18 protein-coding genes are annotated in these 21,764 nt (G+C 42.9%); 6 read left to right on the top strand and 12 right to left on the bottom strand.

The annotated features are described in order from the left end of the window. Positions 1 to 105: 105 nt before the first annotated feature. The gene (locus AAEY98_RS00565) at positions 106 to 801 is read left to right on the top strand and encodes a 5-formyltetrahydrofolate cyclo-ligase (RefSeq protein WP_351014471.1); all 696 of its coding nucleotides are present in this window, start codon (positions 106 to 108) and stop codon (positions 799 to 801) included. A gap of 478 nt (positions 802 to 1,279) precedes the next feature. Here the strand turns inward: AAEY98_RS00565 and AAEY98_RS00560 are convergent, their stop codons facing one another. The 4 genes from AAEY98_RS00560 to folX all read right to left on the bottom strand — a co-directional run bounded on the left by AAEY98_RS00560 (position 1,280) and on the right by folX (position 4,771). Then, positions 1,280 to 2,572 (bottom strand): O-acetylhomoserine aminocarboxypropyltransferase/cysteine synthase family protein, encoded by a 1,293-nt coding sequence (locus AAEY98_RS00560; RefSeq protein ID WP_351014773.1) that lies wholly within the window; start codon positions 2,570 to 2,572, stop codon positions 1,280 to 1,282. A 144-nt stretch (positions 2,573 to 2,716) separates the two neighbouring features. Continuing rightward, entirely contained in the window at positions 2,717 to 3,445 is a 729-nt protein-coding gene (gene folM / locus AAEY98_RS00555) for a dihydromonapterin reductase (protein ID WP_162022342.1), read from the bottom strand. A gap of 273 nt (positions 3,446 to 3,718) precedes the next feature. Continuing rightward, a complete protein-coding gene (gene folE / locus AAEY98_RS00550; protein ID WP_101086046.1) occupies positions 3,719 to 4,387 on the bottom strand; it encodes a GTP cyclohydrolase I FolE in 669 nt (222 codons plus the stop codon). Positions 4,388 to 4,408: 21 nt separating this feature from the next. Continuing rightward, positions 4,409 to 4,771: a dihydroneopterin triphosphate 2'-epimerase gene (gene folX / locus AAEY98_RS00545; protein WP_101086047.1), complete on the bottom strand. Its 363-nt coding sequence runs from the start codon at positions 4,769 to 4,771 to the stop codon at positions 4,409 to 4,411. 179 nt (positions 4,772 to 4,950) lie between these two features. Between folX and AAEY98_RS00540 the strand changes: the two genes are divergently transcribed. The 3 genes from AAEY98_RS00540 to AAEY98_RS00530 all read left to right on the top strand — a co-directional run bounded on the left by AAEY98_RS00540 (position 4,951) and on the right by AAEY98_RS00530 (position 7,298). Continuing rightward, positions 4,951 to 5,340 carry a thiol-disulfide oxidoreductase DCC family protein gene (locus tag AAEY98_RS00540; RefSeq protein WP_101086048.1) on the top strand — a complete coding sequence of 130 codons (390 nt, stop codon included), beginning with the start codon at positions 4,951 to 4,953 and terminating at the stop codon, positions 5,338 to 5,340. A 16-nt stretch (positions 5,341 to 5,356) separates the two neighbouring features. Further along, the gene (locus AAEY98_RS00535) at positions 5,357 to 6,190 is read left to right on the top strand and encodes an SDR family NAD(P)-dependent oxidoreductase (protein ID WP_351014469.1); all 834 of its coding nucleotides are present in this window, start codon (positions 5,357 to 5,359) and stop codon (positions 6,188 to 6,190) included. A 307-nt stretch (positions 6,191 to 6,497) separates the two neighbouring features. Next, positions 6,498 to 7,298 (top strand): 3-hydroxybutyrate dehydrogenase, encoded by an 801-nt coding sequence (locus AAEY98_RS00530; protein ID WP_162022340.1) that lies wholly within the window; start codon positions 6,498 to 6,500, stop codon positions 7,296 to 7,298. Between the two features lie 114 nt (positions 7,299 to 7,412). Here the strand turns inward: AAEY98_RS00530 and AAEY98_RS00525 are convergent, their stop codons facing one another. Both AAEY98_RS00525 and AAEY98_RS00520 read right to left on the bottom strand, forming a co-directional pair. Next, the gene (locus AAEY98_RS00525) at positions 7,413 to 8,345 is read right to left on the bottom strand and encodes an alpha/beta hydrolase (protein ID WP_351014467.1); all 933 of its coding nucleotides are present in this window, start codon (positions 8,343 to 8,345) and stop codon (positions 7,413 to 7,415) included. After that, positions 8,345 to 9,517, bottom strand: a complete 1,173-nt coding sequence (locus AAEY98_RS00520) for an MFS transporter (RefSeq protein WP_351014465.1) — start codon at positions 9,515 to 9,517, stop codon at positions 8,345 to 8,347. The genes AAEY98_RS00525 and AAEY98_RS00520 overlap by 1 nt, the downstream gene beginning before the upstream one ends. Positions 9,518 to 9,685: 168 nt before the next feature. On the opposite strand from AAEY98_RS00520, the gene AAEY98_RS00515 reads away from it, so the two are divergent. Further along, a complete protein-coding gene (locus tag AAEY98_RS00515) occupies positions 9,686 to 13,192 on the top strand; it encodes a hybrid sensor histidine kinase/response regulator (RefSeq protein WP_351014463.1) in 3,507 nt (1,168 codons plus the stop codon). A 155-nt stretch (positions 13,193 to 13,347) separates the two neighbouring features. On the opposite strand, the gene AAEY98_RS00510 is transcribed toward AAEY98_RS00515, so the two are convergent. From AAEY98_RS00510 to mdh, 4 genes are all read right to left on the bottom strand, one after another. Beyond that, complete coding sequence (locus AAEY98_RS00510; RefSeq protein ID WP_101086054.1) at positions 13,348 to 14,025, bottom strand: response regulator transcription factor; 678 nt, start codon at positions 14,023 to 14,025, stop codon at positions 13,348 to 13,350. A 116-nt stretch (positions 14,026 to 14,141) separates the two neighbouring features. Further along, positions 14,142 to 16,421 carry a TonB-dependent receptor gene (locus AAEY98_RS00505; RefSeq protein ID WP_351014461.1) on the bottom strand — a complete coding sequence of 760 codons (2,280 nt, stop codon included), beginning with the start codon at positions 16,419 to 16,421 and terminating at the stop codon, positions 14,142 to 14,144. A 218-nt stretch (positions 16,422 to 16,639) separates the two neighbouring features. Beyond that, on the bottom strand, positions 16,640 to 17,602 hold the full coding sequence (locus tag AAEY98_RS00500) for an extracellular catalytic domain type 1 short-chain-length polyhydroxyalkanoate depolymerase (protein ID WP_350998058.1): 963 nt from the start codon (positions 17,600 to 17,602) through the stop codon (positions 16,640 to 16,642). 268 nt (positions 17,603 to 17,870) lie between these two features. Further along, a complete protein-coding gene (gene mdh, locus AAEY98_RS00495) occupies positions 17,871 to 18,806 on the bottom strand; it encodes a malate dehydrogenase (protein ID WP_011638612.1) in 936 nt (311 codons plus the stop codon). Between the two features lie 531 nt (positions 18,807 to 19,337). On the opposite strand from mdh, the gene AAEY98_RS00490 reads away from it, so the two are divergent. Then, positions 19,338 to 19,787 carry a GNAT family N-acetyltransferase gene (locus AAEY98_RS00490; protein ID WP_192115495.1) on the top strand — a complete coding sequence of 150 codons (450 nt, stop codon included), beginning with the start codon at positions 19,338 to 19,340 and terminating at the stop codon, positions 19,785 to 19,787. A 94-nt stretch (positions 19,788 to 19,881) separates the two neighbouring features. On the opposite strand, the gene AAEY98_RS00485 is transcribed toward AAEY98_RS00490, so the two are convergent. Further along, positions 19,882 to 20,670 carry a ribonuclease H1 domain-containing protein gene (locus AAEY98_RS00485; protein ID WP_351014459.1) on the bottom strand — a complete coding sequence of 263 codons (789 nt, stop codon included), beginning with the start codon at positions 20,668 to 20,670 and terminating at the stop codon, positions 19,882 to 19,884. A gap of 174 nt (positions 20,671 to 20,844) precedes the next feature. Further along, a complete protein-coding gene (locus AAEY98_RS00480) occupies positions 20,845 to 21,648 on the bottom strand; it encodes a DUF4097 family beta strand repeat-containing protein (RefSeq protein WP_101086058.1) in 804 nt (267 codons plus the stop codon). Positions 21,649 to 21,764 lie beyond the last annotated feature (116 nt).

Here is a 21,764-nt window from a genome sequence, read left to right as displayed (position 1 = left end):
GCAGAAGATTAACCTGTGCTTTCATATCGACTCAGAAAGCGATAATCTACTTTCATACTGTGTTTTGGTGTTTTTAATTTGTAAGTGATGGAGTACTCCTAATATATGAGTATCACGCGTTTTATGGCTAACAAGGACAATCGTCCTGTTACGTCAACCTCTTCGGCACGCATCAGCTATTTTGCCACGCCAACCGAACTCGAAGACCCCGTATTTGAAAGTGTCGACATGAGTCGCGATAATATTCGTCGCCATGTAAGACAAGAACGTAATAGCCTCAGCGCTGAAGAACAAAATCAATTAGCCTTAATTGCCAGCCGTCATATGTTAGCTGAAATTCAGGCACAGTCGGCTCAGCATGTTGCCTTGTATGTCACTCACGATGGTGAACTTGCTACTCAAAAACTGATTGAAGCGTTATGGGATGTCGACATTAATCTCTATTTGCCGCGTATTCATCCGTTTAGTAAGGGCAATTTGTTATTTGTGCGTTACGATCGCGACTCGGTGATGGTTAACAACCAATATGGTATTAGCGAGCCACAGCTTAATGTGCAGCATGTCATTACCGTTGATAAGCTCGATATGATCATCACTCCGCTAGTTGCCTTTGATGAACACGGAAATCGCATGGGCATGGGCGGCGGATATTATGACCGCACCTTGGCACAAGTGGTCGATAACAAGCCGTTAGCCGTAGGCTTTGCCCACGACTGTCAGCAAGTCAGCCAAGTGCCTACTGATTTTTGGGATATTCCTTTACCCGTGATTATTACCCCAACGAGAAGATTGACTATTTAAAATAGCTTAATACTATTAAGGTCGTGGCGCTTCGCCCACACCAGACCAAGAAGGGGAAAACGGCTTCCCCCTCTTGGATCACCCCGGCAGCTCCGGCAAAGTGTTCGTCCTCATAGCATAATGAAAATCACCTAACGACTCAGATGGTACATCTGATGTGAATGGACTGACGAATGTCGTGATGACATGGATGTCAAAAAACGACCATGTACCCCCGAGCCTGTTACATATCTGCAAGACAGGAGTCTACATGCCTTGAAACACAGGGATGTGTGATAAAGGCCATGATGTCACTACGGCATTTTCATCACGCTATTTCGGACACTTTGGACGGAGACACCTTGATACTGCTGATTCCTCTTACATACCAACTAGACTTTGTAGAAGGTAAAAATCAAACATAACAGAATGGAAAAAGCCCCATCAATAAACGCTATTGATGGGGCTTTTTAGTTAACTGATTAGACTAAAAATGGACTTACACAATTGCTTTCTCTAATGCTTGGCTGACATCGGCAATGATGTCGTCGATGTGCTCAATTCCCACAGAAATACGCACTAAATCTTCTGATACACCGGCTTTGGCTAATTCGGCACTGTCTAACTGGCGATGGGTGGTACTGGCGGGATGACAAGCTAACGATTTAGCGTCACCAATATTGACCAAACGTAGCACCATTTGCAGCGCATCAATAAACTTACCACCAGCTACTTTACCCGCTTCTGCGTTAGCAGCTTTAATGCCAAAACTAATAATACCAGAGGCTTTACCACCAGTGATTTTTTGACAAGTTGCATGGTGTGGGCTGTCTGGTAGTGCTGCGTAATTAACCCAGCTAATACTAGGGTGTTGCTGGAGATATTCGGCTAGCGTAAGCGCATTACTGCAGTGACGTTCCATGCGTAAACTTAAGGTTTCTAAGCCTTGTAGTAATAAGAATGAACTGTGCGGTGATAACGCAGCACCAGTATTACGCAGTGGTACTACTCGGCAACGGCCAATATAAGCGGCGGGTCCAAAGGCGTCGGTATACACCACGCCGTGATAAGACGGATCAGGTTCGTTAAGTATCGCAAAACGTTTTTTGTTGGCAACCCAGTCAAATTTACCCGAGTCAATAATCACCCCGCCAATGGTTGTGCCGTGGCCGCCAATGTATTTAGTGAGCGAATGGATAACAATGTCGGCACCATGATCAAATGCGCGGCACAATACTGGCGTCGCTACGGTGTTATCGACAATTAATGGTACCCCATGTTTGTGAGCAATATCAGCCAAACGCTGTAAGTCGACAATATTACCGGCCGGGTTACCAATTGATTCGCAAAACAAGGCTTTGGTGTTGTCGTCAATTAACGCGTCGAGGCCATCAAAGTCATCAAACGCCGCCATACGGACTTCAACGCCCTGGCGTGGCAGTGTATGGGCAAATAAGTTATACGTGCCGCCGTACAACTGGCTAGTGCTGACAATGTTGTCGCCCACTTGTGTTAACGCTTGGATAGCATAAGTAATGGCGGCCATGCCTGATGCCACTGCAAGCGCACCGATGCCGCCTTCAATGGCGGCTAAGCGTTGCTCTAACACACTAGTAGTAGGATTCATTATGCGGGTGTATATATTGCCAGCCACTTTTAAATCGAACAGGTCGGCACCGTGCTGGGTATCATCGAAGGTATATGAGGTGGTTTGGTATATCGGCACCGCGGCGGCTTTGGTGGTAGCTTCAGACTCGTAGCCATAATGTAGCGCCAATGATTCCAGCTTCATGTTTTCTGCAGACATAGTGACTTCCTTTCGATAATAGCGAGTGTGGATACTGATTAATATCCACACTACCAATTAGCCATCTAGAAGTCTATAACAAATTAACGTCAACATTGCCCCGCACATTAGCACTTGGCGTTTTATGGATTATTTTAAATGCCTGCCGCCATCAACAGCATAGCTGCGGCCGGTAACATAATGGCTGGCCTGCAAATAATCGACTAAGGAAATGATTTCTGCATTTCCGGCTTCTTTAGGCAATATGGCTTTAGCCAATGCTTTGACTTTATAGGCATCATCGTCATCTTGGTTAAATAAAATCATCGCGGGAGCAATGGCGTTTACTTTAACATGCGGTGCTAACAAGCTAGCAAATGACAGTGTCATGTTATGCAGTGCTGCTTTACTGGCGGCATAGGCGATGTGCTTTTTACTGCCCTTTTCGGCGACGTAATCTGTCATGTGAATAATGTTGCTGGCACCTATGCTGTCGTCATTGGTTTTAGCTGCGCTAATCAGTAATGGCGCTAAGGCAAGATTGATTTGATACGGCGCTGATACGTGAATTTGCATCATTCGCGTCATAGTGTCTGCCGGGCTTAAGCCGTTGTTGTCGGGTAACCAGTCTGACGCATTATGAATAATGGTATCGAGGCGATCATGATGCTCATTGATGTGAGTAATTAATCCATCAATAGATGCCGCATCGGTTAAGTCGCATGAATGTAAACTCGCACCCAACTTACCGAGCTGTTCAATGCTGTCATAATGAGTACGATAAGTGCCAATGACATGATGACCTTGTGCCAAATAATATTTGGCCAGTGCATAACCTATGCGTTTACCTACGCCAGTGATCAGTATTGTACGTTCCATAATGCTCTCTTAATTTTAGCTCTGATACATTGAGCCTTTATCATAATTAAATTAGATGGTTATCTAAGAATAAACCATCCTAGCGCGTAATAATGACTATCGATAGTGTAATGGGTGATAAAAAAATGACTTCATTATGTGAAGTCATTTTTAAAAGGCATGCTGTGGCGCAAGCGATTCCGAGTTCAGGCTGGTTATGTCTAAACATTATGCTAGCTGGTTATGTCTAAACGTTATGCTAGCTGGTTATATGTCTAAACATTACGCTAAAAGCTATGCTAGAAACTCTGCTCGGCTAGCGGGATTGGCCTTAAAGCAACCACCAAGTGCTGTGGTTTGCGTGCTTGATGAGGTATCCATAATGCCGCGAGATTTTACGCAGTAATGGGTGGCGTTAATGCTCACAGCGACATCATCGGTCGCCAATAACGTTTGCAGCGCCACTAGTATCTGCTGAGTTAAGCGCTCTTGTACTTGTGGGCGCTGGGCAAAAAATCGCACGATACGGTTAATTTTCGATAAGCCGATAATGTTATCTTTAGGAATGTAAGCCACTTTTGCGAAACCATCGATGGTAATAAAGTGATGTTCGCAAGTACTCACCACACTGATATTGCTAATTTTTACCATTTCTTCTACACCCATCTTATTATCGATTTGAGTGATTTTTGGGAAATTAGCATAATCGAGGCCCGAGAAAATCTCATTAACGTACATCTTGGCAATGCGGTGCGGTGTTTCAGCTAAGCTGTCGTCGGTTAAATCCAGCCCTAAGGTTGACACAACTTCGGTCATTAAGCCTTTAATACGCTGATATTTTTGCTCGCTGGTCATATCATTTGGCACTAATGGCGTTTCAAGGCCATGAGCAACCAATGCTTGTTGTACTTTTAATGCTTCTGCAGACAACTCTGCGCGCGTTATGTCATTAATGGTCGTCATAATAACATCCTTAAATAGTGGTTAGGCTTGATACTCTAAAGATAACGATACTGAATCGGCGAAGCGCAGTGCATGGGGCTTATCAATAGTGACTCTGGCCAGGGTAACAGTTGGGTGCTCCCGACAAATATCTAATACGTCGGCAACCAATTTTTCCAGTAATAAAAAACGGCCTTCTTCTACATGCTGGATCACTTTTTTGGTGATCACTTTGTAGTTTAGCGCATCAGCAACGTCGTCGGTTTGAAACGATCGATCGGCTGGATAATGGATCTCGATATTGATCACCACGTCTTGCTGCTTTTCGCGTTCGTCTTGGTTAAATCCAATAAACGTACGTAAGCGTAAATTGGTGACCTTAATAATGGCTTGGCTTAATGGCATTATTGAGCCCTTGTGAATTGTTTTGGATATATACGCCGAAGTGAAATAGAAAGATCATAAACCTCGGTAATTTGTGTGTAATCTCGATCATGGAAACAAATGTAATCTGGCTTGATGTTTGAGGCGTACAATAGTCAGTATAGGTGTTCAAGCAAGCAATAACATAAATGAGGTAAATGATGGAACTGACTATTTTTTACGATGGCACTTGCCCGCTGTGCCTCAATGAAATGAAGCAATTAAAGCGATATGACCGTTTAAACCGCATCGGCCTTGAAGACATTAACGCCGATGATATTAATCTGCGTTTCCCTGATTTAGATGTATTAAAAGCCAATACCGTGCTTCATGGGTTACAAGCTGATGGCAGCTGGCTATATGGTTTAGATGTAACAGCCAAAGCATGGGGCTTAACTGGTAAGCATGGTTGGATAAAATTATTACGGTTACCGCTGATTAAACCTGTTGCTGACCTTGCGTATTTGGCCTTCGCCCGTAATCGCTACCGTATATCTTATTTGCTTACAGGTCAAAAACGCTGTGATAACGGTAACTGTAAAATAAAGTAAAGTAAGGGTAAACAGCATGAGCGATTCAACGACAACAGAAACCATTATTGTGATTGGCGCTTCATCGCTTATAGCACAAGCTTTTATTAGCCAAGCCATCGCGAAAAAAGAGCCAGATTTAGCGTTAACCATTATCTCCGTGAGCCGTCAATCTTCACTGACACTGCCTGTAATGACACTGCCTGCCCTGGCCAATAATGTCACTCACCATCATGTTAGCTGCGATTATCAACAAGCCTCAATTTCTCGTTGTATTGCAGACATGTCATCGATGGTTGGCACCATTAAAAAAATCATCATCTGTAATGGTATTTTGCACTCTAAAACGACTAATGAACGCACAGATAATGAAACCACAGACAAAACTCATTTAATGCCTGAAAAACGCATTGAAGACATTAACAGTGATGCCTTACAGCAACTGTTTTACGCTAACAGTATTGTGCCGATGTTGTGGTTAAGCGCCTTAACCGAGTTACTGCTACAGCAACCTCATAAGATAGACAGCCCAAAGTGTGTGATCAGTTTATTGAGTGCCCGAGTTGGCAGTATTTCAGATAACCGTTTAGGCGGCTGGTATGGCTATCGCGCTTCAAAAGCCGCGTTAAACATGCTAATCAAAACCACTGCGGTTGAATATGCCAGACGCCTTAAACGAGTCAAACTCATCGCGTTTCATCCTGGCACTACTGACACACCATTATCAAAACCTTTTCAGGCTAATGTGCCTGCAGGCAAGCTTTTTACCCCAGAATTTGTTGCCAGCCAGCTGTTTAACATCATGGCCGATATTGAGCCCAACGGCCAAGCCAGTTACTTAGATTGGCAAGGCAAAGAGATTAGTTGGTGATGTTCCCGCCTATCCACTAAGAATTTTTTGACCAAGAACTCAATAATCAAAAAATGTAGACCCTGTTGATGACCCTGTCGATGTTGTTTAATAAACCATCGACTCCCCTTCAATGTATCGACAACTATTTCCCTGTTCTTATGGTACTAAGGTGCCAATTAAATAGTGCTGTAATTGCTTTATTCTGAAAGTACTAAATCAGATGTTAGTGAGAATATGCACTAGACATGATCTCGCAATGAAACATGACACATAGGTTGATGGCATACCTTGTCATTGCCGCTATTGAATTAAGGGAACCGATACTATGTCGACGTTACAAACTGGACTCAAAGGGAAAGTGGCACTTATTACCGGCTCAACTAGCGGCATTGGCCTGGCGACAGCGCATGTACTTGCCGAACAAGGTTGTCATATCGTATTGCATGGCTTAATGGCGCAAGATGAAGGGCAGACTTTAGCAGCTGAGTTTGCAACCCAATACCAAATAAAGACCTTTTTCAGCAATGCAGACTTGAGAGACGCTAACTGCATACATGCGTTTATGGACAGTGCGATGAGTGCATTAGGCAGTATTGATATTTTGGTTAACAATGCTGGGATTCAGCACACCCAGGATGTAGCGAACTTTCCGGTCGAAAAGTGGAATGACATCATTGCGATTAACTTGTCTTCCGCTTTCCATACGATTCAACAAGTCGTGCCTGCAATGGCTGAAAAAAAGTGGGGACGAATTATCAATATTGCCTCAGTACATGGCTTAGTCGCCTCGGCCAATAAGGTAGCCTATTGTGCAGCAAAACATGGAATTATTGGCTTAACCAAGGTGGTCGCGATTGAATGCGCTGAACAAGGAATTACCGTCAACGCAATTTGCCCTGGATGGGTGGATACGCCGCTTATCGGCAAACAAATTGACAGCATAGCAAGCGATAAAAATTTGAGTTATGAAGACGCTAAATATCAACTCGTGACAGCCAAGCAGCCGTTACCAGAAATGCTGGCACCGAGACAAATCGGTGAGTTTGTTTTATTTCTTTGTGGCGGTGCCGCAAGAGGCATTACCGGTGCAGCTTTGCCAATGGATGGTGCGTGGACAGCGCAATAAGCTTGGAGTTATTGTTCTATAAAATGGTAGCGTTATATTCAATGTTAGCCCTTATTCACATCGATAAGGGCTTTTTAATGCCTAACAGGCAAGGCTTCAATTAATGATGACAAACTAGGCCATGAATTTAGCAATGTGTTGATAGGTTGCCATGCATTCATCTTTCACTACATCGTGCAGCAACATATAGGCGTGGATCATGCCGTCGAACGAATGATGTTCAACATCAACACCAGTAGCAGTTAAGGCCTTCGCATAGGCTATGCCTTCATCCCGAAGCGGATCGCAGCCTGCAGTAAAAATAAGGGTTTTAGGCAATTTAACAGACATAGCCCCAAACAAAGGTGAAGCCTGTTTAATGACATCTACATCGGTAGATTGAAAGTACTGCTCGAAATACCACTTTATACGAGTGGTTTCGAGTAAGAATCCAGTGCCATTACTGTCTAATGATGGGCTGTTTAAGGTGTAATCGACACTCGGGTAAATAAGAATTTGTTGGTCGATGTTAATCCGCTTATCGGTCAAACTTTTCATGCTTAAACTGGTGCAAATGGCGCCACCAGCACTGTCACCAATAATAGTGACATTGTGTTGATGGTTAACATCACCCAGTAACTCAGCGTAACGTATTAATACCTGTTCGCAGTCATCAATCCCTGCAGGATATGGATATTCAGGCGCGAGCCGGTATTCGACAGATATCACTACACACTGCGCTACGCAAGCAAGGTGACGACAAATAGGATCGTAAAGCACCACACTGCCACACATGTGCCCACCACCATGAAAATGCAATAACACTGGCAAAGGTTCATCTGGCGCAGGGCTATAAATCCTGACGGGAATAGTACGGTCGGGTAACGTTAGCATTTTATCTGCAATGTAGCTCATCGCTGGCGAATCACTCATTAGTGCGCCGAGTTTATCTAGATTTTGGCGCAAAATTGTCGGTGTAAATTGGACATTATTCTGTTTAGCCAAGGCGATATTGCTGTTGGCTAACGCCAGAAAATCAGTGAGTTTGGGGGAAACGGTTCCTCGCATTAGGTTAACTCCTTTGGTTTTCCTGTTTCAGGTAGAAAATAGCTGCCAACAAACACTGTGCCGCTGAGTATCGTGATCATCACAAATGAACTGACATAACTGCCATTGTTTAAATCAACCAATTTACCAAACACCCACAACACAATAGTCGAAACCAGATAGCTGATTGACCAAAACAGGCTAAACACCACAGTGATTTTTTGCCCCGTCATGTCAGGGAGTTCGTGAGGAATAGACACTAATGCAGTCACAGGGAAAAAGATAAAAAAGCCCAATATGATAGCGCATGTTATTTGCAGCCAAGGCTCTGTGCTAAAAGATAAGCCTAAAACGGTAATAAAAATAATCAAACCACTTAAGCGAAGAATAGGAAGACGTAACGGATTTTTGCGGCTATACAACATTCCCGCAATTGTGCCGACAATACCAAAACCAATCACCCATTTGCTTTGGCTTATGCCCGCTTGAGGATAGAAAGTGAATAGACAAATATAAAACGAAAGCAGCCCAGAATAAGTAAAAGCATAAGCCCAATTAAATGTATCTTTTAAGCCCTCAAGATAACCGTAAATGGCAGGCTCTACCCCAGAGGCATTATTTGCAGATTGTGGAGCATCAAACTTAACCAGTAACCACACAATTGCCAGTATCAAGCTCGCGCCTGAAAACAACACTAAGCTATTTTGCCAGCTACCGGTGAGGGTGTTAATACTAGTCATGCCCCATAAAATAATCGCTGTGCCTACGTTAAATGCTACCGCATTCAAACCATTAACTACCGGACGGTCTTCAGGTGCAAACCACAGCATCACAATAGGGTTAAAGTACACAATCATAAAGGCTCCGCCCAAGCCCATTAAAAATCGGCTCACCAGCAGTAACTCATAACTCGTCGCTAAAGGCGTTACTATCCCGACAACAATTAATAACGCGGCTAACAAAAAGGCGTACTTTATTCCAAACTTTACCGCCACATATGCAGCACTAAACGTACCGACTATTTTAGCGAGCGTGACTGCACCACTGATAAAACTTGCCGACGCTAAACTCTCAATGTGCATCGATGCCATAATGTTGTTCATGCTGGCAGTGCCGCCAACCCATGCCATGGCAAAAAGCACATAACTCGTAAAGACTAAACCTTCGACCAAATATCTATGGGTTATTTTCATAGGCGTTATCGGAACCTTAAATGACACTAATGGAGTTAAATCATGTTATCTGATGGGTATGGATAAATAAGTACTACCTTAGTGCACCGCATCGTTAAAAATCTTTATCAAACAGGGCGTCTAGTGTAGTTTCGCAAGGATAAACAATAAAAATAATTGGGGAATAACTTGCAGGCTTGGTTATCTATTGATACTTGGTTAATTAGTTCAATTTCGATTGCTTATCTTGCAATGCTGTTTGTGGTTGCACAGTGGGGGCAAAATCGTTCCATAAAAAAATTAACCCAAAAGCCGTGGGTCTATAGCCTGTCGTTAGGGGTATGCTGCACATCATGGGCGTTTTATGGCACCGTTGGACAAGCAGCAACAACTGGCGCATGGCTGGCCCCCATTTATATTGGTTCGATCATTTGTTTGGTGCTTGCTTGGCCTATGCTAATGCGCACGCTGCAAATAATTAAAAGCCAAAACTTGACCTCTATTGCCGACTTTATTGCGTGCCGTTTTGACCGTTCGCCTAAAATTGCTGCCAGCGTTGCCATCGTGTCACTACTTGGCACCATTCCTTATATCGCATTGCAGCTAAGAGCGATTAGTACCAGCTTTGATTTACTAACCGGTACGTTTCAGTCCGGTATTAGCACTGCATTTGTGGTAACGATTGTATTAATTATCTTTAGTATTTTATTCGGCACCCGCCAGCTGTCTGCCAGTAAACACAATCAAGGCTTAGTACTGGCTATTGCATTTAGCTCTATCGTGAAGTTATTTGCCCTGACCGCCGTGGGTATTTTTGCCACTTTCTTTATATTCGATGGCTTTGGTGATTTACTGACTCAAGGCCAACATATTAAACAAACCAGCCAATCAGACTCGACTTACCTTGTGGTTTCTCAGGTTATTTTGGGTGCGATTACTATCTATGCGTTACCGCAACAATTTCATATGATGATGATTGAAAACAATCATGACAAAGAGCTTAAATCAGCACGTTGGATGGTGCCATTATACCTGTTATTGATTAATATTTTTGTGTTGCCGATTGCATTAGCCGGACAGCTTAGCTTCCCGGGTGGCAGTGTTGGTGCCGATACCTATGTGCTGACATTACCGCTTTTTTATCAACAAGCATGGTTAGGAATATTGGTTTATGTCGGTGGACTGGCTGCCGCAACCGCAATGGTGATTGTGGCAGCTATTGTACTAAGCACGATGATTTCGACAGAAGTGTTAACGCCATTGCTATTACGATTACCGAAATTTGGTTCTCAGCAAACCCCGCAATTATCCGGCATTTTATTAAATTTACGCAGATTCTCAATCGCAGTCATTCTTTTGTCAGCTTTCGCCTTTGAACGTTTTATCGATCAGCAAAATCATCTAGCCAGTATTGGCTTGCTGTCATTTGTACTGTTATCTCAATTTGCCCCCGCCGCAGTAGGCGCCTTATATTGGCGAAGTGCCACCACTCAAGGCGCGTTTGTGGGGCTAATAATGGGCAGTGTTGTCTGGCTTTATACCTTACTGTTACCGGTTACCTTTCCCGATGCTCATTGGGTTAAATTTGGCTTATTTGATATCACATGGCTAACGCCGACAGCCTTGTTTGGCTTAACCGGTTTGGACAATATTAGCCACGGCGTATTTTACAGTTTAGTGGCTAACATTGGTTGCTTTGTGATGATATCTCTGCTTAAAGAGCAAAGCGTTGGCGAGGTTTTACAAGCTGATTTATTTGTAAATAGAAAACATGTGCAACTAGAACGGCACTTATCTATAGAAGATTTAGCCAGTTTATTAAATCGTTTTATCAACAAAGATGAAGCCGATGCTCTTATTGCAGAGTCAAAAAAACTCGCAGGCAAAAATCAGCAACAACTGCTTGTTGATTATACTCGCTTAAAACTGTCTGGCGTACTCGGTTCAGCCTCTACCCGAATGGTGATGAATGCCGCATCACGCAGCCAGCAGGTGCCACTAGAAGATGTAGTTAGCATTGTCGATGAAGCCAGCCAAATCTTTGAATTTAACCGAGAACTGCTGCAATCTGGCGTGGAGAATATTGAGCAAGGCATCAGTGTTGTCGATGCCGATATGCGCTTAGTAGCTTGGAATCAACGCTATATTGAACTGCTTGATTACCCTAAAGATTACGTCAAAGCAGGACTGCAAATTGAACAGCTGATTAGATTTAATATCGACAGAGGTATTATTGTCGGTGACGAGGCTCACCAGCTAGTTGAAAAGCGCTTAGCTCATATGCGCAGTGGTAGCCCTCATCATTTCCAACGCACGATGTTAGATGGAAAAGTACTGGAGATTCGCGGCCAAGCCATGCCAGGCGGCGGCTTTGTGAGTACTTTTGCTGATATTACTGCCCACATTGAAGCAGAAAAAGCCTTACAACTGGCCAATGAAACACTCGAAAAACGGGTTGAAAGCCGCACCCAAGAACTGGAAAAAGCCAAAGCTGAAGCGGAAGCTGCTAATAGCAGTAAAACCCGCTTTTTGGCCGCGGCCAGCCATGACTTAATGCAACCGTTTAATGCCTTAACCTTATTCACTGAAATGTTGAAGCAAAGGGTTAAATCAACGGAACTGTATGACTTGGCAACCAATATTGAAGACTCCTTAAACGTGGTGGAAAGCTTACTATCAGATCTGGTTGAGATATCTCGCTTAGACAGTAACTCGCTAAAAACTGAAAAAAGCCAATTTGCGATTGATGATTTACTGTCAACGTTAGTTAATGAATTTAAGGCGTTATCGGTTCAACAAGGTATTGATTTTAACTACCAAGTCTCTTCTTGTTTTGTAGAAAGCGACCAAAGGCTACTGCGGCGTATTATTCAGAACTTTTTGTCTAATGCGTTTCATTATTCACCTTCAGGCAAACGCAATCAGCAAGTAATATCCCAAACCTCTAGGCCTGACAATAAAGTAAACGGGCAGACTAACAATACTGAGTTTGTCCCTAAAGTGTTATTAGGCGTCAGGCGACTTGAGCACGCTTTATTAATCCAAGTTTGGGACAATGGCCCAGGTATTCCGCTGGATAAACAGCAAGCCATTTTTTGTGAATTTGAACGCTTAGAGCTCACTCGTGAAATTCCGGGATTAGGGCTAGGTTTGGCGATATGTGAACGAATTTCCAAGTTGTTGGATATCAACATATCGCTGCATTCTGAAGTAGGCAAAGGGACGTGTTTTAGTGTTGAAATACCCCGAGTATTACAGCAGAAAAAGCCGCTTAAAGTGATTGAAACAGCCGAAGATGACATAAGCAGTGACAGCGCTAATATCACTGTAATGGTGATCGACAATGACGACCTGATGCTAAAAGCGATTTCTACATTACTCAGCGATTGGGGATGTAATGTCATTACCGCAAAAGACCAACCCAGTGCCATACTGCAATTGGCCAATAACCCACAACCCAAACTGATTATTGCTGACTATCACTTAGAAGATGATAAAAATGGTGTGGACTTAGTACAGTATTTATTAGCCAATCACCTGACGATAAGCCGTAACCAACCCACCTGTGTTATCTGCTCTGCGGACCCTTCGGAAGCCGTTAGGCAACACACCAGCAGTGCTCAATTTAGCTTTGTGCGTAAACCACTTAAGGCAATAGCCTTAAAGCGGATCATTAAACAACTGACGCCTGAATAACTAATATTTTCAATAGATTAATGACCACAAAAAATGCCTCATATGGAGGCATTTGGGTTAACTCTTTTTATCGCTATTCTTATTATCGATCAGTAACCGCAATCAATGGCGATAACTATTCATTGCGACAATAACCGTTCGTTAGGGCAATCGATTTATGCTTGTACATCCACCTGCTGGTTTTCAGTTGAAGTAATCATTAATTGTTGAAACACCAGCCCAGCTTGCGTGCGATTATTGATTTCGAGTTTGAGTAAAATCGCTGAGACATGTTTTTTTACTGTGGTTTCTTTAATGTTTAAATCATACGCTATTTGTTTGTTGAGCCTACCATTGGCAATATTGGCCAGCACAGTGTACTGCTGCGGTGTGAGTTGAGCTAATTGCTTTGCTAAACGTTGATGTTCTGCGGCGGTGTGTTGATCGGCACTGATATTGGTGTGATCTGGAAGCCAAACACCGCCTTCAAGCACAGTATCAATCGCCGTCGATATTTGGGTTAGATTGGCTGATTTTGGAATGAAAGCACTGGCGCCAAAATTGATCGCCTTACGGATAATCTCCGGCTGGTCGTCAGAGGACACCATGATAACCACGATATCGGGGAAGTGATTTTGCAATAACGTCAGTCCAGTAAAACCATCGTTTCCCGGCATATGCAAATCAATAAAGATAAGCTCAATATCTGAGTGCTGCTCCACAATAGCGATTAACTCCTGAAAGTTTTCCGCCTCTAGCACTTGTGCATTGTTAACACTTTTAAGCACGGCTTGGGTTAACGCGGCACGAAATAGTGGATGGTCATCTGCAATGGCCACTTTAATTTGAGACATCATTGGCTCCCTAACATTGCGTTGATATTGTTATGGTTCACTCTTTATAAGCAATAAAAAGAATAACCGGTTCTAAAGAGACCGGCTATCCTTATCTACATCAATTAAACAAGGTTTTAGAAGACATAGCCAACGGTTAATGAAATGGTCTCTGGGTCGCCATAATATCCAATTAAGGTGTTATCGCCGCCTAGCCCTGGCGTAAAATCGCCATTGCCTGTTGGCGTGACAAAGGCGTAGTTACCCACTAAATACTCTTCATCAGTGACGTTTTTCCAATGTAATCCAGCATTCCAATGGCCATCATTGCTATACCAATTCACACCAAAATTCAGCAATCCGTATCCATCTTGACTCAATAGATTGTCCACTACCGCTAAGTCATAATCGCTGCGGTAGTAGTAATTACCATTAATGATAAAGCTGCCTACATCAGCTTCAATGCTGTAACTAAACCCTAGGTTTGCAGTGGTATCTGGGGTATTGGTAATGGTATAAGTGTCGCTAATATCAATTTTATTACCCAGCTCGTCATATGAAATCACCTCGTCAAAAGTGGCGTCAATTAAGCCAAGATTAGCAAATAAGTTAAGTGAATCCGTCGCAGCGTATTCAACTTCAAGCTCTAGGCCTGTCGCTGTAGACTTACCGATGTTTCCTAAACGCTGATTAAGGTCTGAACTGTCCTCTCCTGGTAACACCGTGACAAACTGCCTGTCTTTATGATCGAGGTAAAATAGCGTGGCATTGACGCGAAGATTATCGTTCCATTCGCTCTTCATACCAATTTCATATGAATTAACCGTTTCTGGATCAACCGCGGGTTCAGCACCTGTTGCTCGTGGATTAAACGTACCCGATTTGAAGCCTTGTGAGTAGCTGGTAAACACCATCATGTCATCACTCACTTGGTATTCTAAACCGACTCGCGGATTGAATTTAGACCATGTTTCTTCATCATCGAGCACTTTAGGTATTTGAGATTCAATTAACGCGTCATCGCGCACAAATCCAGGATACCAGCCCGTTTCAGGATAAATACTATCGAATATCACGCCATTATAAACCGTGGCTTCTTTTGATTCGCGGGTGTAACGGCCGCCTAATGTCATCGATAGCTTTTCAGTAAAGTCGTATGAACCTTGCACATAAGCAGCGTAGCTTTCGCTATTATTACAACCACTCACCTCACGAGTTAGCCCACCATATGCTTTAAAGGCTTCTTCTAAAATAGCATCGAAAACACCACAAGAATCACCGTCAAAATAGTAAATCCCCGACACTAAGTTGAGATTGTCACCAACATAGTTCACCTGAAACTCTTGGCTAAATTGCTCATCTTCGTAGATAGCTGGCACGTCGAAAATACGTAAGCTGGTATTATCAAAGTCGATGTTGGTTAGTGACTCGCCTTCACGCTTGGCTGTGACCGACTTTACGCTCCAGTTTTCATTGAGGTTATATTCGACCGTCGCGCTCCACCCTTCTGTTTCTACTTTGTTCCATGTAGGCATACTGGTGTAAGAATCATATTTGCTATCAGGTACTGGTGCATCAGTTAATAAGCTAGGAAGTAGTCGATAGCCGCCTTTTGAGTTGGAGTCATCCTGGGTTTTATCATAAGTAAAACGCATAAACAGATCGTCGTTAGGTGTGTATTCAACGCTTAAGCGACCCGCCATTACATCTTTATTATAGTTTTCGGTATCTTGGCCATCTAATGCCGAGGTTTTAAATTCACCAAAACCGTCACGGTTTAAACTCGCAAAGGCAAAACCGACATAGAGCTTGTCATCAACAATAGGTAACTGCCCTGCCACTTTGACATCTTTTTGGCCATAACTGCCGACGGTACCTTTAAGACTTAATTCACTATCGCCAGACATCTTTTTGGTAACATACTTAATTGCGCCACCAATGGTATTTTTGCCGTACAACGTGCCTTGTGGCCCCCGAAGTACCTCAATACGTTGTACGTCAAGAATGTCTAACACTGCACCTTGCGGACGCGCAATATAGACGTCATCAATGTAAATGCCAACCCCAGGCTCGTAGCCCCAAAGTGGATCTTCTTGACCCACACCACGAATAAAAGCGGTAAGCGTAGAGTTAGTGCCTCGGCTAGATTGTAATGTGGTATTGGGCGAAAACTGCTGAATTTCAGTCATCACGCTGATGCCGTTTTCTGCCAACTCGGTAGCACTGACCGATGTCACTGCCACAGGTACATTTTGCAAGCTTTCAACTGTTTTGCGTGCTGTCACTTCAATGCGCTCTAACACAGGTTGTTTGTCGCCGCTGTTATTTTGTTCTTCTACGGCAACGGCATATTGCGCGCTTAACACTGACGAAATGGCTAAGGCAATACAGCTCATTTTAATAGTATTCTGTTTCATACAGATCCCCGTTGTAATATTTATTATTAATGGTTTTACTTACTACTAATTCTGGTTTACGACTGATTTTGATTTATTACTATCTGTTCACATATTGACTGTATAGCATTTTTAACAACATTGAATCGGTACTATAGTAGTATGTGTGTTGGTCTAGATATTAAAAAAACAAACGATTAATTAATAACAAAAACATAATGTTATATATTTAACCTTGATTAAAGCCCCCAAAGCTTAATCACTTCAGTCACACTGCTTATGGGTGCCCTAAGCAGATAGTCACTTTCTTCACCTCCATGTTTTATGTCTGGATTGACGGCAATGCCATGACCAAAATCGTTAATAGTAACGAGTTCGATTGACGCGTTATTTTGAGCATCTTTCCAGCGTGAAATACTGTATCCAGATTCATTTGACACCGTTGGCTTAGCGTTAGATTGAGTTAACACTTGCCATTGAGATGCGAGCATTTGCGCATTGTTAGCATTGACCACATTGTCGCTGTCACCCGTCCAGATACTCAACGAAGGCCAACGAGTTTGTTGAGGGTGTATTGCTTTAGCAAATTGAGCTAATTCTTCAACCGATAGCGCTGGTCCTTGCTTCATACAAGAGATGGCTTTGATCAAATTATCGGCACAGGGATATGGCAAGCCAGCGATGATCGCACCGCTTTGAAATAGATTTGGATAATTGACGATTGCCGCACTCGCCATGGCGCCACCAGCAGATAACCCGATGATATAAACATGCTTGGCAGCTAGTTTTTCTTGAGTAGTTACTATCATGTTTTTTATCGATAACATTTCACCACTGTCTATCTGCGTATCTTGACTTGCAAACCAGTTGAAACAACCCTTTACGTTATTGTCATAGCTTTGTTGTGGCACTAAAACCGCAAAATGATGCTCTAACGCCAATGACGTTAGGCCACTTTTGTTGGCCAATTCGACACCGTCTTGAATACAACCATGCAATAACACCACCAAAGATAAATCCCCAGCAGGAGAAGCATTTGAGCCTTGCGTCACAGGAAGATAAAAGCTTGTCAGCGCACCAGGATTATCACCAAAATCGGTGAGTGGGGTATAAGGCGTATCGGTTGCTTGAGCCGGTAGCATCGAAAAAATCCAACCCAATAAGAGCAGTGGCATGGTTAAGCTGTATTTTTTATTTCTCATTTCAGCGATTTCCAAATTTAACATATTAGTAACTTGCAGAATTTTGCTCCAAACAGCAATGGCACTTTAGATCCACATGGAAAACTAATGTCGGTAAGGCGATGAAAGATTAGATGATGAGCCTGTAGCAATGAAGAATTGTGGGTGTAAACAATGTGAATAATCGAATAGCAATAAACCGAGATGCTAGATACTAGATGCTAGGCATTTTAAACCAAAAAAAACGCGAAGCCTTGGCTTCGCGTTTTTTAGACCATCGACTTGTTAATTACTTAACAAATTCAACGCCTAATTTGATGTCACCTTTAAGGGTGTCTAACATTGCATCGCGAGCGTTAGCTTCGAATGCGCTGATTTCACCGTAAGGTAATACTTTTTCTACGCCGTTTTTGCCAAGTAGGATTGGCTGTGCGAAGAATGTAGCGTGCTCACTGCCGCCGTCAACATAGGCACATTCAACAACGTTAGCTTCGCCTTGTAGACCACGTACCAATGATAAACCAAAGCGACATGCTGCTTGGCCCATTGATAATGTTGCGCTACCGCCACCGGCTTTAGCTTCAACAACTTCAGTACCTGCGTTTTGAATGCGAGTTGTCATTGCTGCTACTTCTTCATCAGTGAAAGTAACACCTTCAACTTGAGAAAGTAGTGGAAGAATAGTCACACCGCTGTGTCCGCCGATCACGTTAACTTTAACGTCAGCAACGTTTAAGCCTTTAAGCTCAGCGATGAAGGTTTCGCTACGAATAACGTCAAGTGTTGTGATACCGAATAAACGGTTTTTGTCATAAACACCGGCATTTTTTAATACTTCAGCAGCAATCGCTACAGTCGTATTAACTGGGTTAGTAATAATACCCACTAATGCTTTAGGGCAAGTTACAGCCACTTTTTCCATTAGGTTACGCACGATACCAGCGTTGATGTTGAATAGATCTGAACGATCCATACCAGGCTTACGCGCAACACCAGCAGACATTAACACTACGTCTGCGCCAACTAATGCATCTGTAGGATCTTGACCAGCAAAACCTTTTACTTCTACGTCTGTTGGGATGTGACTTAAGTCAACCGCAACACCAGGAGTAACAGGAGCGATGTCATATAGAGACAACTTTGAGCCCGCAGGCAGTTGAGTTTTTAACAGTAAAGCTAGAGCCTGGCCAATACCACCAGCAGCACCCAATACAGCAACTTTCATAATTATCTCCATCAATTTATGCAGTTTGTGACATAGATCTAAATCGTCGTGGCGTCACATTACTGCATCGTCACAATAATTTCAATTATACGTTAGTGGAGGACCGTAAATAAGTAAGCCCTGATCCACGCACAGACTGGCGTAACGCCGAGTATTAGCAGCATGAATCCGTGTAAAAATACGGCAAAAAACATCGATAATATGATTATTTTTCATCTTCGTTATACCGAAAAAAACCAACATTTGAGAGTTTTTATATTGAACAAATATAACTCAGCTGTTTTATTGTGGAGTTGTAATCACCCTATCAAGCGGGTTAAGCAATATCGATATGTTTGTTTTAGGCATTAAAATGTTGATTTTGTATTGATGAATTTTACCGTTATCGAACTGGGTCTTTCATCCTGTTTAAAGCCATAAATATTGGAGCCTTAACTCATTTCGTACACATTTTCTGACGCAACAAGCCAATACTTTTATTGAGTGTCGCGTTATGATGGCTGCAGATCATCCTATAAAAACGAGAAAAACATGACAATAAGAATAGGCCAACATGCCGACCTGCACGCCCTAGTTCAGTTTAACCAAGCCATGGCAATGGAAACCGAAAACCTATCATTAGACACTGAGCAATTGACTCGCGGTGTTGAAGGACTGCTTACCCATCCTGAACGTGGGGTATATTTAGTCGCCGAAGTTGACGGCGAAATTACCGGATCGTTAATGGTCACCTATGAGTGGAGTGACTGGCGCGCAAGTAATTATTACTGGATCCAGAGTGTGTATATACGTCCACAGAATCGTCGTCAGGGTATTTATGGCAAGCTATATCAAGCGGTAAAAGACTTAGCAGCAGAAAACGGTGGCACCGCCAGTTTCCGTTTGTATGTTGAGCATGACAATAAAATTGCCCAAAAAACCTATGAATCATTGGGGATGGAGCAAAGTCATTATTTAATGTACGAAGAAAATACTAAGTAATCGTAAGTCACACATGCAAAAGCCGGAAAACTCCGGCTTTTTTGTGTTTCTGTTTTAAAGAATTTAACGCGTTCAACAGAGATTGCGACAATAACTAGCCTGTTCGCAACGCGAGAATTTTACTGATATCCAGTGGCGCACTAAATTGACTAAACCCTTTGTGCTGTTGATCAATCGCATGAATCGACATTCTGTCTGCCAACTCGTTACCTTCAATACCAATATGGGCAGCGACATGCTGAAGTACTAAATCGGCTTTCATTGCATCATATAGCTCATGTGCTTGCTTGATAATCTCCAGATTGGCGATTTCACCGGTTTTTCGGGTCCAGCTTTTGGCTTTCCAACCATATGCCCACTCACAAACACATTTAATCGAATACTGTGAGTCACTCATGATTTGCACCGTTTCACCCGCGTCTAGGACCTTTTTAGCCGCAATTAATGCTTGGTGCAGCGCATTGAGCTCGGCAGTATTATTGGTGCCATTAGGATTAAACAAACCAAACCATAATTCGGCTAACTCGCTTTTTCGGTATATTGCCATCCCTGAACCCGCTTTACCTGGGTTGGGTTCGCAACCACCGTCGGTGTAAATAACCACATCAAATTGGCTTAACACAGCTTGATTAGCGCTAAGAGTTTTGGTTGATGTTCCAGCCCCTGCAGCCTTTGTCGATGAACGACCTGCCGCTTTTACTGGCACACTTTTGCCTATGCTGCTTGCAGGAGATTTAGCAAATGCAGCTTTGGCTTCTGCTTCTGTAGCAAAGGATTTGTACTTGGCTTGCGGATATTTATCAACTGAACGCTTGGTAACATCCCAGCTGGTAAAAATGCCCGTTTCTCGACCGGCCCATACTACGTAAAACTTCTTTGCCATGATTAACTCTTACTTCAACAATGCTAACTTCACTAATAACGTGCTTGCATCATGCCATGATTAAACTTGGCTTTGAAACAAAAATACATGATGCGTGCCGCAGTTGCAGTTAACTTGAACATCTTGACCAAATAAGCTTAAGTTTGATTTAACTGAGCTTAATGTGGCAGAGCATCAGTCTAGGGTTAGTGGGCCATCGATATTTTGATAATCGACACTACCAGAACCCGAATTAACAATGGTCAAACCTTTGGTGTTAGCCACATCAATGCCACCGGAACCATCATTTATCTTAACTAATCCGGAGACTTGATTAACCTTGATTGAACCCGAACCATCTTCAATACTCACATCACCAATAACATGGTTAATGCGAATAGATCCCGAGCCATCTTGCAACTCAATCGCGCCTTTCGCCTCGGAAATATTAATAGAGCCTGAGCCATCAACTAAAACCAATTTGCCAATGTGGTTCATCACAATACTGCCAGAACCATCTATTAACTCAATATCCGCACTAACATCATCTATTTGGATGGGCCCGGAACCGTCTTTAATATTCAATGCGAGCACTGTTGGCACTTCTACCAATAAATCAATATAAGGCGACTCACCGAAATATTGGTCACTGTGTATTTCTGATAATAAATAGCCCTTATCACCTTTTCGGGTCAAGCTGAGCTTAATTTCGATGTCATCTTGATCCAATGACTGGGTGTAGATATCAGCATGTACGGTGACTTCTTTTAGGCCTTCAACGCCGACAATCGTTAACTTGCCGGCGCCAGTATTAGCGACTAACTCAGTTAACGACCCTGCGTCAAGATTCAATTGCTGCTGTACTAAGTTAAGATTTGTATGGTTTTGCTCTGATGATGACGAAAATACTGACTCTGCTTCACTTTGCGAAGCACCAAATAGGGTGGCGCCCAGAATAAGCCCGACTGTGACACTAATGGTTGCGATACGAATAGACATAAGATTAATTCCCTTTATGAGGATAACAATAAGCTTAGGCCGCCAAACAAATGCTCTTAATATGAGTAAACTGTGGTTAGTGCGCGTTAGCGGCAATTAACAGTCAGTTAGCAGGT

Origin of the sequence: Shewanella sp. AC91-MNA-CIBAN-0169, assembly GCF_040310165.1 — a bacterium.
Lineage (GTDB): Bacteria > Pseudomonadota > Gammaproteobacteria > Enterobacterales > Shewanellaceae > Shewanella.
Note: the sequence above shows the minus strand (reverse complement) of the source record. Positions and strands in the feature narration are given on the sequence as shown.